This is a genomic window from Clavibacter sp. MX14-G9D, assembly GCF_032917815.1.
Taxonomy (GTDB): domain Bacteria; phylum Actinomycetota; class Actinomycetes; order Actinomycetales; family Microbacteriaceae; genus Clavibacter; species Clavibacter michiganensis_K.
The window spans coordinates 1-13,750 of record NZ_JAVCVL010000054.1; the positions used below are offsets into that span (position 1 = coordinate 1).

11 protein-coding genes and 2 pseudogenes are annotated in these 13,750 nt (G+C 72.8%); all 13 read left to right on the forward strand.

What is annotated here, in order from left to right; all coding sequences use genetic code 11:
* Positions 1–260: pseudogene (locus Q6969_RS06815) on the forward strand (DNA polymerase III subunit gamma and tau); the annotation flags it as partial.
* Between the two features lie 6 nt (positions 261–266).
* Entirely contained in the window at positions 267–866 is a 600-nt protein-coding gene (gene recR, locus Q6969_RS06820; RefSeq protein ID WP_012297640.1) for a recombination mediator RecR, read from the forward strand.
* Positions 867–988: 122 nt separating this feature from the next.
* The gene (locus Q6969_RS06825; protein ID WP_317229755.1) at positions 989–2,254 is read left to right on the forward strand and encodes an aspartate kinase; all 1,266 of its coding nucleotides are present in this window, start codon (positions 989–991) and stop codon (positions 2,252–2,254) included.
* 34 nt (positions 2,255–2,288) lie between these two features.
* The gene (locus Q6969_RS06830) at positions 2,289–3,383 is read left to right on the forward strand and encodes an aspartate-semialdehyde dehydrogenase (protein WP_317229756.1); all 1,095 of its coding nucleotides are present in this window, start codon (positions 2,289–2,291) and stop codon (positions 3,381–3,383) included.
* A gap of 86 nt (positions 3,384–3,469) precedes the next feature.
* Entirely contained in the window at positions 3,470–4,948 is a 1,479-nt protein-coding gene (locus Q6969_RS06835; RefSeq protein WP_317229757.1) for a malate:quinone oxidoreductase, read from the forward strand.
* A gap of 78 nt (positions 4,949–5,026) precedes the next feature.
* Entirely contained in the window at positions 5,027–6,211 is a 1,185-nt protein-coding gene (locus Q6969_RS06840) for an Rv2578c family radical SAM protein (RefSeq protein WP_317229758.1), read from the forward strand.
* A gap of 70 nt (positions 6,212–6,281) precedes the next feature.
* A complete protein-coding gene (locus Q6969_RS06845; protein ID WP_317229759.1) occupies positions 6,282–6,980 on the forward strand; it encodes a DNA-binding response regulator in 699 nt (232 codons plus the stop codon).
* A complete protein-coding gene (locus tag Q6969_RS06850; protein WP_317229760.1) occupies positions 6,981–7,655 on the forward strand; it encodes a thymidine kinase in 675 nt (224 codons plus the stop codon).
* 348 nt (positions 7,656–8,003) lie between these two features.
* Entirely contained in the window at positions 8,004–9,398 is a 1,395-nt protein-coding gene (locus Q6969_RS06855) for a polysaccharide biosynthesis tyrosine autokinase (protein WP_317229761.1), read from the forward strand.
* A gap of 326 nt (positions 9,399–9,724) precedes the next feature.
* On the forward strand, positions 9,725–10,708 hold the full coding sequence (locus Q6969_RS06860; protein ID WP_317229762.1) for a hypothetical protein: 984 nt from the start codon (positions 9,725–9,727) through the stop codon (positions 10,706–10,708).
* A gap of 83 nt (positions 10,709–10,791) precedes the next feature.
* A complete protein-coding gene (locus Q6969_RS06865) occupies positions 10,792–12,519 on the forward strand; it encodes a DUF4012 domain-containing protein (protein WP_317229763.1) in 1,728 nt (575 codons plus the stop codon).
* Between the two features lie 86 nt (positions 12,520–12,605).
* Complete coding sequence (locus tag Q6969_RS06870; RefSeq protein WP_317229764.1) at positions 12,606–13,187, forward strand: sortase; 582 nt, start codon at positions 12,606–12,608, stop codon at positions 13,185–13,187.
* Positions 13,188–13,492: 305 nt separating this feature from the next.
* Positions 13,493–13,750 (forward strand): annotated as a pseudogene (locus Q6969_RS06875) (sortase); the annotation flags it as partial.

The window sequence follows — 13,750 nt, forward strand, 5'->3', positions numbered from 1 at the left end:
CCACCGGCGGCGCGTCCCCCGACGAGGCGGCGCCGGCGACCCGTCCCGTCCCGGCGTCCTCGCAGGGCGCAGCCCCCTCCGCCCCGCCGGCCGCCAGCGCCGTCGCCAGCGCCGCTCCGGCGGCGAGGGCGACCCCCGCCGCCGCCCCGCAGCGCTACGGCGAGTCCGTCGTCCGCGAGATCCTGCAGGCGAGCTTCATCGAGGAGAAGCCCGTCGAGCGGAAGGCCCGCCCCACCATCCGCCCCACAGGTCAGGACTAGCGCCGCATGTACGAGGGAATCGTCCAGGAGCTCATCGACGAGCTCGGCCGCCTGCCGGGCATCGGCCCGAAGTCGGCGCAGCGCATCGCGTTCCACATCCTGCAGACGGAGACGTTCGACGTCTCGCGTCTCGCCGAGGTGCTCACCGTCGTCCGCGACAAGGTGCGCTTCTGCGCCATCTGCGGCAACGTCAGCGAGGAGGAGACCTGCGGCATCTGCCGGGATCCCCGTCGCAGCCCCGCCACCATCTGCGTGGTCGAGGAGGCGAAGGACGTCGTCGCCATCGAGCGCACGCGCGAGTTCCGCGGGCTCTACCATGTCCTCGGCGGGGCCATCAGCCCCATCGACGGCATCGGACCGGACGACCTCCGCATCCGCCAGCTCATGCAGCGCCTCGCCGACGCCACGGTCACCGAGGTCATCATCGCCACGGACCCGAACCTGGAGGGCGAGGCCACCGCGACCTACCTCTCGCGTCTGCTCTCCACCTTCGACATCCGCGTCACGCGCCTCGCCTCCGGCCTCCCCGTCGGCGGCGACCTCGAGTACGCCGACGAGGTCACCCTCGGCCGCGCCTTCGAGGGCCGGCGCCTCGTGGGGGAGTGACCCGGCACCACCGCCGTCGCCTCCGCATCGCCCCGCACCGTCACACGCCGGATCCCCGGGCGCCCCCGCCCTAGAATCGTCATCCGGGCCGCCCACGCCCACCCGAACCCCAGGAGTCGCCCGTGAGCCTCATCGTGCAGAAGTTCGGCGGATCGTCGGTGGCCGATGCCGAGAGCATCAAGCGGGTCGCCAAGCGCATCGTGGCGACGCGCAAGGCCGGGAACGACGTGGTCGTCGCCGTGTCCGCCATGGGCGACTCGACCGACGAGCTGCTCGACCTGGCGCACGAGGTCACGCCCATCCCCGCGCCGCGGGAGCTCGACATGCTCCTCACCGCGGGGGAGCGCATCTCCATGGCGCTGCTGGCCATGGCCATCAAGAGCATGGGCTACGACGCCCGCTCCTTCACCGGCAGCCAGGCCGGCATGATCACCGACGCGCAGCACGGCGCCGCCCGCATCGTCGACGTCACGCCGGGCCGCGTCCGCGACGCGCTCGGCGAGGGCGCCATCGCCATCGTCGCCGGCTTCCAGGGCTTCAACCGCGGCACGGGCGACATCACCACGCTCGGCCGCGGCGGATCCGACACCACGGCCGTCGCCCTCGCCGCCGCCCTCGGCGCCGACGTGTGCGAGATCTACACCGACGTCGACGGCATCTTCACCGCCGATCCGCGCGTCGTCCCGCTGGCCCGCAAGATCGACCGCATCACGAGCGAGGAGATGCTGGAGCTCGCGGCGTCCGGCGCCAAGGTGCTCTACATCCGCGCCGTCGAGTACGCCCGCCGGCACGGCGTCCTGCTGCACGTCCGCTCCTCGTTCACGCACAACGAGGGCACCATCGTCTACAACCCCACGGATGGAGAGAATGTGGAAGAGCCCGTCATCGTCGGCGTCGCCGCCGACCTCAGCGAGGCCAAGGTCACGATCGTCGGGGTCCCCGACGTCCCGGGCAAGGCCGCGCAGATCTTCACCATCGTCGCCAAGACCGGCGCGAACATCGACATGATCGTGCAGAACGTGTCCGCGGCGGCCACGAGCCTCACCGACATCTCCTTCACGCTGCCGAAGTCGGACGCCCAGCGCGTGCTCACGGTGCTCGCCGCGGAGCAGGACGCCGTCGGCTTCACGGGCCTGCAGCACGACGACCAGATCGGCAAGCTGGCGCTCGTCGGCGCCGGCATGCGTACCAACGCGGGCGTCTCGGCGCAGCTGTTCACCGCGCTGTCCGACGCGGGCATCAACATCGAGATGATCTCCACGAGCGAGATCCGCATCTCGGTGGTCACGCGCGCCGACACCATCGACGAGGCCGTGCGCGTCGTCCACCACGCCTTCGGCCTCGACGCGGACGACGTGGCCGTCGTCCACGCCGGCACCGGCCGCTGACCCGCACGATCCCGCACCGCAGGAGGAGACACCCGTGACCGACACCGCACCCGCCGGATCCACCGCCCCCGCCCCCGAGACCGCCGGCCTCCGCGTCGGCGTCGTGGGCGCCACCGGGCAGGTCGGCGCGGTCATGCGCCGCCTGCTCGAGGAGCGCTCCTTCCCCCTCCAGGAGATCCGCTTCTTCGCGTCGGCCCGCTCGGCCGGCACGACGCTCCCGTTCGCCGGCCGCGACGTGGTCGTGGAGGACGCCGCGACGGCCGATCCCACGGGCCTCGACATCGCCCTCTTCTCCGCGGGCGCCACCACGTCCCGCGCGCAGGCGCCGCGCTTCGCCGAGGCGGGTGTCCTCGTCATCGACAACTCGAGCGCCTGGCGCATGGATCCCGACGTCCCGCTCGTCGTGTCCGAGGTCAACCCGGAGGCCATCGACGACGCGCGCCGCGGCATCATCGCGAACCCGAACTGCACCACCATGGCCGCGATGCCGGTCCTCAAGGTCCTGCACGAGGAGGCCGGCCTCACGCGCCTCGTGGTCAGCACCTACCAGGCGGTCTCCGGATCCGGCCTGGTCGGTGCCGAGGAGCTGGCCGGCCAGGCCGAGGCCGCCGTCGCCGCGGGCCCGGAGGCGCTCCGCCGCCTCGTCCACGACGGACGCGCCGTCGAGCTGCCCGCCCCCGCCGTCTACCAGCGCCCCATCGCGTTCGACGTCATCCCGCTCGCCGGCAGCATCGTCGACGACGGCCTCTTCGAGACCGACGAGGAGAAGAAGCTCCGCAACGAGAGCCGCAAGATCCTCGGCCTCCCGGAGCTCCTCGTGAGCGGCACCTGCGTCCGCGTGCCCGTGTTCACCGGCCACTCGCTGTCCGTGAACGCCGAGTTCGCCGCGCCGCTGAGCGTCGCCCGCGCGACCGAGCTGCTGTCCACGGCGCCGGGGGTGGAGCTCTCCGACATCCCCACACCGCTCCAGGCGGCCGGGACGGACCCGAGCTACGTGGGCCGCATCCGCGCCGACGAGGGCGCGCCGGAGGGGCGCGGCCTCGCCCTCTTCATCAGCAACGACAACCTGCGCAAGGGCGCGGCGCTCAACGCCGTCCAGATCGCCGAGGTCGTCGCCGCACGTCGCTGACCCCTCCCGAGCCGCCCTCGTCAGCGCCCCCTTACCCGCGGCTCCGGTCCCGAGGGCGGCCGGAGGCACGGGCGTACACTGATCCGGTGAGTGAATCAGCGGAACCGGTAGACGTCGTCCTCGTCGGCGGCGGGATCATGAGCGCGACGCTCGGCACCCTCATCAAGCAGCTCGAACCCGACTGGACCATCCAGATCTTCGAGCGGCTCGGCGAGGTCGCCATGGAGAGCAGCAACCCGTGGAACAACGCGGGCACCGGTCACGCGGCCCTCTGCGAGCTGAACTACACGCCGGAGAAGGACGGGAGGATCGAGATCGGGTCGGCGACCCGCATCAACGAGCAGTTCCAGCTCTCCCGCCAGTTCTGGGCGCACCTCGTCACCGCGGGTGCGGTGCCGGAGCCCAAGGAGTTCATCAACCCCACCCCGCACATGACCTTCGTGCGCGGCGAGGAGAACGCCCGCTACCTGCGCCGCCGCTTCGACGCGCTGCGCGCCCACCCGCTGTTCTCCGACATGGAGTACTCGGAGGACCCGGCGGTCATCCACTCCTGGGCCCCGCTCCTGGTCCTGCAGCGGGACAAGTCGGAGGTCATCGCGGCCACGCGCTTCGAGGGCGGCACCGACGTCGACTTCGGTGCCCTCACGAACAAGCTCGTCGACTACCTGACGGAGCACGGCGCCGCCCTGCACCTCAACCACGACGTCCGCCGCATCTCCCGGAACGGCGACGGCACCTGGCGCCTCGACGTGCGCAAGGAGGTGGGCCGCTCGACCGTCCGCGTGGACGCCAAGTTCGTCTTCATCGGCGCCGGCGGGGGTGCGCTGCACCTGCTCCAGAAGGCCGGCATCCCCGAGATCAGGGGCTTCGGCGGCTTCCCCATCAGCGGCGAGTTCCTCCGCACCGACGACCCGACCATCGTCGCCCAGCACCAGGCGAAGGTGTACGGCAAGGCGGCCGTCGGCTCTCCGCCCATGTCCGTCCCGCACCTCGACACGCGCGTGGTCGACGGGCAGGCGTCGCTGCTGTTCGGCCCCTACGCCGGGTTCAGCCCGCGCTTCCTCAAGAAGGGCTCGCTCCTCGACCTCTTCACCTCCATCCGCCCGCACAACGTCGTCCCGATGCTCGCGGTCGCGAAGGACAACCTGAGCCTCATCAAGTACCTCGTCAGCCAGCTCCTCGCCTCCAAGGAGACGAAGTTCGACGCGCTCCGCGAGTTCATGCCCACCGCCGACCCGAAGGACTGGTACCCCATCACGGCGGGCCAGCGCGTGCAGGTCATGAAGAAGGACGCGCAGAAGGGCGGGGTGCTGCAGTTCGGCACCGAGGTCGTCGCCGCGGCCGACGGCAGCATCGCCGGCCTCCTCGGCGCATCGCCCGGAGCCTCGACGGCCGTGCCGATCATGCTCGACGTCCTCGAGCGCTGCTTCCCCGACCGCATGGACGGCTGGCGGAAGCCCCTGAGGCGCATGATCCCGAACTACGGCACGCTCGTCGCGTCCGACCCGAGGAAGACCCCGCGGATCGTCGCCGAGACTTCCGAGGTCCTCGAGCTGCAGCCCTGATCCCGTGGGGCCGCCTTGCGCGGCCCCGCGGCGTCCCCTCCGGGTGCGGCTCGTTCGAAAGTGTGTTCGAATGGACGCATGAGATGGAGCTCCCAGAAGCTGTCGGACGCCAGCGCCGACGCGCTGCCCGGCCTCGCGCGCCTCAGCAACCTGGTGCAGAGCGTGCGCACGCCCGAGTTCCAGGGCGTGACCTTCCACGAGGTGCTGGCGAAGTCCGCCCTCAACCGCGTACCGGGGGAGTCGAAGGTCATGCCGTACGGCTGGACCATCAACCCCTACCGTGGGTGCACGCACGCGTGCGTCTACTGCTTCGCCCGCCCCACGCACGAGTACCTCGACCTCGACGGGGGACGCGACTTCGACGACCAGATCGTCGTGAAGGTCAACGTGGCCGAGGTGCTCGCCCGTGAGCTCGCGAAGCCGACGTGGACGCACGACAGCGTCGCCCTGGGCACCAACACGGACCCCTACCAGCGCGCGGAGGGCCGCTACGCGCTCATGCCGGGCATCATCGCGGCGCTCGCGTCGTCGGGCACTCCGCTCTCCATCCTCACCAAGGGGACGCTGCTGCGCCGTGACCTCCCGCTGCTCCAGGAGGCGTCGCGGAGCGTCCCGGTCGATCTGGCGATGAGCATCGCGGTGCTCGACGACGACCTGCAGCAGTCCGTCGAGCCGGGCACCCCCACGACCGCCGCCCGGCTCGCCACGGTGACGGCGATCCGGGAGGCGGGCCTGGACTGCACCGTGTTCATGATGCCGATCCTGCCCATGCTCACCGACTCCGTGGAGCACCTCGACCACGCGCTCACCCGCATCCGCGAGGCGGGCGGCACGCGCGTGCTGTACTCCGCCCTCTACCTGAAGCCGGGCGTGAAGGAGTGGTACCTCGAGTGGCTGGAGCGGGAGCGGCCGGACCTCGTCGGCCGGTACCTCGACCTGTACGCGCGCGGCGCCTACGCACCGCAGGCGTACCGCACGTGGTTGACGGCGCGCATGGGCCCGCTGGCCCGGCGTCACGGGCTGGGCGGCGGTCGCGTCGATCCCCGCACGGGCGGCGTCCTGTCCCGGGCCGACCTGCCGGGTCTCGAGGGCGCGCGCGCCGCGACCTCGTCCCGACCGCGCCCGGGATGGAGCCAGGAGGGGGCGGACTCCCGCGCCACGTCCGGGCGGGGACGCGGCAGCTGGACGCAGGCACCCGCGCCGGGACCGCTCGTCGCCGCCGCGCTGCCGGCCGCCGCCGGGACGCAGGCGACCCTGTTCTGATCCCGCGCGGCAGGTGTCCGTCCACGCACGGTGGCCCCGGCGGGGCGGAGGGCCTGGCTAAGGTTCTGGCATGACGACCCTGCGCGAGCCCGGTGCGGGGACGCGCGACGCCATCGGCCGGGCGGCGCCCGTGCCCGTCCGCATCGGCGTGCTCATGGGCCACGAGTCGGCCCTCGACGAGGTGTGCGCCATCTTCCGCCGCCGCGCCCCGGAGGTCGACGTGGTCGTGAGCACGACCGCCTGGCTCCAGCTGGTCAGGTCGCCCCGGTTCCCCACGGACGTCGTCGTCGTGGACTACGACCTGGCGGACGCCGTCAGCCTCGAGGGCCGGGTGCGCTCCTGCCGGGCGGCCGGAGCGGCGGTCGTCGTGCTCTCGCGGTCGGGTTCCGACGAGGTCCGACGCCGGGTGCTCGACGCGGGTGCCGCGGCCCTGCTCACCGGTCCGGTCCCCGCGGGCGACATCGTCGCGGCCGTGCGCGCCGTCGCCGCGGGTGCGCGGGCCGGCCGGATGCGCCGCGAGGACGAGGAGTCCGCCCTCGCGGCCCGTGCCTTCGCGAGCCCGCGCCTCAGCCAGGGGGAGGAGCAGGCGCTGCGCCTCTACGTCACGGGCTGCTCCACCCAGGACGTCGCCACCGCGATGAACGTGCAGTACGAGACGGCCAAGACCTACCTGCGGCGCGTGCGCGCGAAGTACCGCCTGGTCGGACGGATCGCCGGACGGCGGGCGGACCTGATAGAACGCGCCACCGAGGACGGCTACCTTCGGTAGATGGCCAAGCTCTACTTCCGTTTCGGTGCGATGAACAGCGGCAAGAGCACGTCGATGCTCCAGGCCGCCTACAACTACGAGGAGCGCGGGCAGCACGTGCTGCTCACGAAGCCCGTGATCGACACCAAGGGCGACCGCGACATCGTGTCGCGCCTCGGCGTCCGCCGACCGGTGGACTTCCTGCTCGAGCCCGACGCGGACGTCTGGCAGGAGTTCGGGATCCACCGCGAGCGCGTGCTGCAGGAGAAGGGCGGGCCGACCGCGTGCCTCCTCGTCGATGAGGCGCAGTTCCTCCGGGAGTCCCAGGTCGACGACCTCCTGCGCATCGCGATCCTCCAGGACGTGCCGGTGATCGCGTACGGCATCCGCACCGACTTCCAGACGGTGGCGTTCCCGGGGAGCCGGCGCCTGCTGGAGATCGCGCACAGCCTCGAGGAGATGAAGACCATCTGCCGCTGCGGACGCAAGGCCGTCTTCAACGCCCGGCAGGTGGGGGAGCGCTTCATCTTCGACGGCGACCAGGTCGCCATCGACGGCGAGGACGTGACGTACATGTCGCTCTGCGGCGCCTGCTATCTCGCCGAGAGCGGGGGAGTGCTCACGAGCGGACGGCCCGTCGAGTCGAGCGCGTCGGTCTTCAGCTACCCCGCGGGGCCGGACGCGGACTTCTCCTGAGACGGGCCCCGTGCGGTCCCTCCGCCCGTCAGTCGCGGAGCGAGCGGAGCCCGGCGGCGGTGAGCGCCCCGGTGATCACCAGGGTCGCGAGGGGCAGGAGGGCAGCGCAGACGTCGGGCATGGGGGTCCGGATCTTCTCTTCGGGTGAGCGTTCGGCAGAGGGGAGGTGGGTGGCCTGATCCCTCACGCCACGTTAGCGGGCCTCACGCCGCCCCGCCGCCCCAGATGCTGGGGCGCCTCGGCCCCGTGGTCCCGTGAGCGTCGCCGCGTCCGACGGCGGGTCGCGCCTGTGGGAGCATGGCAGCGGACGCCGTTGGGGGGCGTTCCATCGACGAGGGGGAATCGCCTGTGGAACTGCGTGAATACATCCGGATCCTGCGACGCTCGTGGATCCTGATCCTCCTCGTCCTCCTCCTGGGCGTCGGGGCGGCGGCGGGGTACTCGCTCGTCCAGACGCCGGAGTACCGGGCCACGTCCAAGGTCTTCGTCTCGACGCAGTCCGCGGGGACGGTGCAGGACCTCAGCCAGGGCAGCACGTTCACGCAGGGGGCGGTGAAGAGCTACGCCGACGTGGTCTCCACCCCGGTCGTGCTCGAGCCGGTCATCGCCCAGCTGGGCCTCAGCGCCACGGCGGAGACGCTCGAGCCGAAGATCACGGCCACGGCGGCGCTCGACACGGTCATCATCGAGATCGCCGTGGAGGACGAGCAGGCCGACTCCGCCGCCACCATCGCCAACGCGGTGGCCGCGAGCTTCACCGACGTCGTCGCGGAGCTCACGCCCCTCGACGCGAACGGGCAGCCGCAGGTGAAGATCACGACGCTGCAGGAGGCCCGCATCCCGGCCGCGCCCGTATCGCCCAAGGTGCCGCTCAACCTGGCCCTCGGCGCGCTCATCGGCCTCGCCCTCGGCGTCGCGGTGTCCGTGCTCCGCTCCACGCTCGACACGCGCATCCGCGGGGAGCGCGACCTCCGGCTCGTCACGCACGCGCCCATCCTCGGCGGCATCGCGTTCGACCCGAAGGCGAAGGAGCGCCCGCTCATCGTCCAGTCCGACCCGCGCAGCCCGCGCGCGGAGTCGTTCCGCAGCCTCCGCACGAACCTCCAGTTCCTCGACTTCGGCGGCCGTGCCCGCAGCTTCGTCATCACCAGCGCCGTCGAGTCCGAGGGCAAGTCCACCACCAGCGCCAACCTCGCGATCGCGCTGAGCGACGCGGGCGCCCGCGTCGCCATCATCGACGCCGACCTCCGCCGCCCGAAGCTCGCCTCCTACCTCGGCCTCGAGGGCGCCGTCGGCCTCACCGACGTGCTCATCGGCCGCGCGCAGCTGAAGGACGTGCTCCAGCCGTGGGGCAACCGCAACATGTTCGTGCTGCCGGCCGGCCAGATCCCGCCCAACCCGAGCGAGCTGCTCGGATCGCGGACCATGGTCATGCTGCTGAAGGAGCTGGAGGCCGAGTTCGACACCGTGCTCATCGACGCGCCCCCACTCCTTCCCGTCACGGACAGCGCGGTCCTGTCCAAAAGCGCGGGCGGGGCGATCCTCGTGGTCTCCGCCGGCCGGGCGCACCGCGGGCAGGTCCACGCCGCCATCGAGTCGCTGCACAGCGTCGGCGCCGAGGTCCTGGGCGTCGTCCTCACCATGCTCCCGACCAAGGGCCCGGACGCCTACGGGTACGGGCAGTACGGCTACTCGTACGTCCGCCCCGAGGGCGCCGACGGACCCACCCCCGCCACGGCCTGACCCCGGCCGCCGCCGGTCGGCACGGTCCCGCCGGTCCCGTGTCGTCGCTGGCCGCCGCGCGGGGCCCTGTACCATCCGGATGACACCACCGCTCCATCCTGCATCTCCCCGCTGCTCGGACCACGGGCCCGTCCTCCCACCGGAGCGGGCCCCGGAACGTCGTGGGAACGCGTCCCGGACACCCCGCCGCCCGACCGGGCGGCGTGCCGGCCGCGGGATGCCCGCCACACCGGGAGACACCATGTCGGCTCACGCCGAGGCGCGCACGCGCCGCATCGGAGGACGCCCCTCCGCCCTCCGCACGCACCGAGCCGCGGGAGCCCGTCGTGGCTAGGACCGCGCCGGACGGCCGGAAGCCCATGGCCGTCACGGGCCGCGCCCAGCGCAAGCGCCCGTCGCTCGCCCGGCTCATCCCCGGGGTCGGCGTCACGGCCGTAGTGGCCTTCCTGGTGATCGACCTGATCCTCGTCTCCGCGGCGGTCACGCGCACCGACGCCGACCGATCCGACGGCGCGGCACCGGCCCCCGCGAGCACCGCGACCGCGGAGGCCTCGCCCACCCCCGAGCCGAGCGCGAGCCCGAGCGCCGGCACCACCGCCGTCGCCGCGCCGACCGTGTTCCTCGCGGCCGGTGACGCGGAGGTCGCCTGGCGCACCACCGCCGGCTCCTGCACGGGCGAGGCGGCCCGCATCGAGACCACCATCGACGAGGGCCGGACGTGGGACGCCCGCACCACCGACTCGTTCGACGCCCGCCGCGTGCTGGCGCTCACCGTCGAGAGCCCGGACGTGGGCAGCATCGTCGCGGACGTCACGGCCGCGTGCTCGCGCACCGCGCTGCAGAGCTTCACGGGCGGGGAGTTCTGGCGCGACTCACCTGCCCTCGCCTCGACCACGGCGTACGTCGATCCGGAGGAGCCGGGCACGATCCAGCTCGTCCAGGGCGCGCAGGACGCGCCGTGCGACGACGCGGTGCAGGTGGTCGACAGCGGCCAGGCGGCGGCGGTGCTCTGCGCCTCCGGCGATCTGCACGTCCGCTCCGGCAGCGGGGACTTCCGCCAGGTGGACGCCCCCGGTGCCCTGGCCCTCGCGCTCGGCCCGGACGGGATCCTGACGGCGGGCACGGCGGAGTCGTGCACCGGCACGAGCATCGGCCGGATCGTCCCCGCCTCGGGTGACATCAGCACCGTCGGCTGCGCTTCCGCCGTCCCCACGAGCGGCCAGGTCGCCGTGTCCGCCGCGGGTCGCGCCGTCTGGCTCCTCACGGGCGACGCCGTCAGCATCTCCACCGACGGAGGGGCCAGCTGGTGACCTCCTCCACGATCCGCTCCCGTCGAATGCGACGCGCTCGACGGCCGTGGACGCGACGGAGGGTCGTCGGGACCGCCGCCGCGGTGGTCGCCCTGATCGTCGTGCTGTGGATCGCCTGGGTCGCCGCCCGCGCGCTCCTCGCCCGGGCGGAGCTCGAGCAGGCCGTGCCGCTCGCCTCGTCCGTCCAGCGCGACCTCCTGGGGGGCGACTCCCCGGGGGCCGCCGCCGGGGTCGCGCAGCTCCGCGAGCACTCCTCGCGAGCCGTGTCCCTGACGGGCGATCCCGTGTGGGCGGCCACGGAGGCCCTCCCCCTCGTCGGCCCGAACCTCACGGCCTTCCGCGAGATCGCGGGCGTGGTCGACCGCGTGGGCTCCGACGCCCTCCAGCCCGTCGTGGGGATCGCCGGGACGCTCGACGTCAGCAGCCTGACGCCGAAGGACGGGCGGATCGACCTCGACCCGATCATCGCGGCACAGGAGCCCGTCCGCCAGGCGGACGACGCCCTCGACGCCGCCCTCGACGACGTCACGGCCATCGACACGGGCGCGACCCTCAGCCCGGTCACGGACGCCGTCACCCGGCTCCGCGAGACCGTCGGCTCCGCGGCGGACACCCTCGCGATCGTGCGCCACGTCGCCGACCTCGCGCCGGCCATGCTCGGCGCCGACGGCGACCGCGAGTACCTGCTCATGTTCCAGAACAACGCGGAGGTGCGCTCCACCGGCGGCATCCCGGGCGCGCTCGCGCTCGTGCGCACGGGCGGCGGGTCGTTCTCCCTCACCCAGCAGGACTCGGCGCGCGCCTTCCCGCGGCTCGACCAGCCCGCGCTCCCGCTCGATCCCCAGACGGCGGGCCTCTACGGCACCATCACCGGCCGGTACATGCAGGACGTGACGCTGACCCCCGAGTTCCCGCAGGCCGCGCCGCTCGCCGCCGAGATGTGGCGGCTCAAGCACGCCGACGACATCGACGGCGTCATCAGCATCGACCCCGTCGCCCTGTCGTACCTGCTCGAGGCGACCGGACCCATCACGCTGTCGACGGGCGACGTGCTCCGGTCCGACGACGCCGTCGACCTGCTGCTCCACGACGTCTACCTCCGCTACCCGGACCCCGACGTGCAGGACGCGGTGTTCGCGAGCGTCGCCGACTCGGTCTTCTCCCGGGTCTCCTCCGGCGACGTGGATCCCGCGGCGCTCGTGAAGGCCCTGTCGCGCGCCGCCGAGGAACGGCGGATCCTGCTCTGGAACGCCCGGCCCGACGAGCAGGCGACGCTCGCGGGCACCACGTTCCAGGGGTCGCTGCCCACCGACAACAGCGAGTCGACGCAGTTCGGCGTGTTCCTCAACGACGCCACCGGCGCGAAGATGGACTACTTCCTCACGCTCGAGACCACGCAGGCCATGGCGATGTGCCGCGACGACGGCCGGCCGAACTACCGCACGGAGGTCACGCTCGGATCCACGGCCCCGGCGGATGCGGCATCGCTCCCGTTCGTGGTGACCGGGGGAGGGGTCTACGGCGTCGCGCCCGGGGACATCAAGACGCGGGTCGCCGTCTACGGTCCCCCCGGGACGGTGCCGCTCAGCGTGCGCATCGACGACGAGGTGGTCGAGTTCCAGCCCGAGATCGTCGGCGGGCGCGCGGTCGCCCAGGTCGAGGTCACCCTGCAGCCCGGTCAGAGCGTCAGCATTTCCGTGGACACGCTGGGGGACAAAAGGACCGACACCCCCCTGTCGATCGTGACCACCCCCGTGATTAACGCGATCGAAACACGATTCCGCTCGCTGTCCTGCGACGCATCCCAGTAGTGTCCTCGGTGGGGGAACGATCGACGACGGACCCGAGTCCGTCGAGGCACCCCTGTGCACCAGCAATCTCATCCAGGGGGAACCACATGCTCAAGAAGATCCTCGCCGGGGCGGCCATCGCCCTCGCCGCGACGTTCACCGTCTCGACCGCCGCCACCGCGGCCCCGTACACGCCCGAGGGCGGCGTCACCGTCAGCGACCCGACCGTCGCGCCCGGCCAGAGCACGGTCCTGTCCTTCGCGGACGGCTCCTTCGCTCCCGTCGTGCCCGTCACGATCACCATCACCGGCGAGGACGCGGCCAACGCCACGCTCGCCTCGTTCCGCACGGCCCCCATGGCCGTCACGAGCAACTCCATCACCAAGAACTCGACCAGCGCCGGCGGCCTCCGCGTCACCGTCACGCTGCCCGCCGGTTCCGCCTCGGGCTCCTACGCCCTGACCGGCACCGACACGCAGGGCAACACCGTCTCCACGACGATCTCCGTCGTCGCGGCCGCCGGCACCGGCACCGCCACCGGGTCCACCTCGGACGGCGCCGCGGGCCTGCCCGTCACGGGCGGCCAGCTCCCCGTCGTCCTCATCTGGACCGGCGGCGGCCTGCTGCTCCTCGGCGCCGCTCTCGTCGCGGTCCTCGCGACGGTCCGTCGCCAGCGCACCACGGTCTGACCCGCATCAGATCCCGCGTCGCCTGACTCCCTCCGGAGCGGTGCGACGGAAGGCCCCGAGGCATCGCCTCGGGGCCTTCCGCCGTCTCCGGGCCGTGCGGTGACCCCAGTCCGGGGTCCATCTCGTCCGCGTCCCCCCTCCGGGGAGCCGGTCGCGTATAGCATCGCGATCGTGGGTTTACCCGACCCGCTGTCTGCCCTTTGGCGTCGACCCGAAATCGCGCGCCGCGGACACCACCGCCCCGAGGCGATACCCGTCGTGCCCCGCACGTCCGTCTCGGGCGTATCAGTGAAGGCACACCCGAGATGCTCGCCAAGACCCTGGCGGGCGCGTTCGTCGCGCTCGCGCTCACCGCTTCCGCTCCACTCGCCGCCCAGGCCGAGGACTACGTCCCCACGGACTCCGGCCTCTCCTGCGCCGGCATGTCCGTGACCCCGGCGGCCGTCGCGCCCGGCGGGTCCGTCACCGTCACCGGTGCCGCCGGCGCGTTCACGCCGGGCGAGACCGTGGCCCTGCGCCTGTCCGCCACGTCCGGCGCGCCCGCCGTCGCCGGCGACCCGGCC

Bases quoted from the DNA above. Each gene is read 5' to 3' on its own strand.
- Q6969_RS06870 (WP_317229764.1), top strand. From the start codon at position 12,606: ATGCTCAAGAAGATCCTCGCCGGGGCGGCCATCGCCCTCGCCGCGACG.
- Q6969_RS06845 (WP_317229759.1), top strand. From the start codon at position 6,282: ATGACGACCCTGCGCGAGCCCGGTGCGGGGACGCGCGACGCCATCGGC.
- recR (WP_012297640.1), top strand. From the start codon at position 267: ATGTACGAGGGAATCGTCCAGGAGCTCATCGACGAGCTCGGCCGCCTG.
- Q6969_RS06840 (WP_317229758.1), top strand. From the start codon at position 5,027: ATGAGATGGAGCTCCCAGAAGCTGTCGGACGCCAGCGCCGACGCGCTG.
- Q6969_RS06850 (WP_317229760.1), top strand. From the start codon at position 6,981: ATGGCCAAGCTCTACTTCCGTTTCGGTGCGATGAACAGCGGCAAGAGC.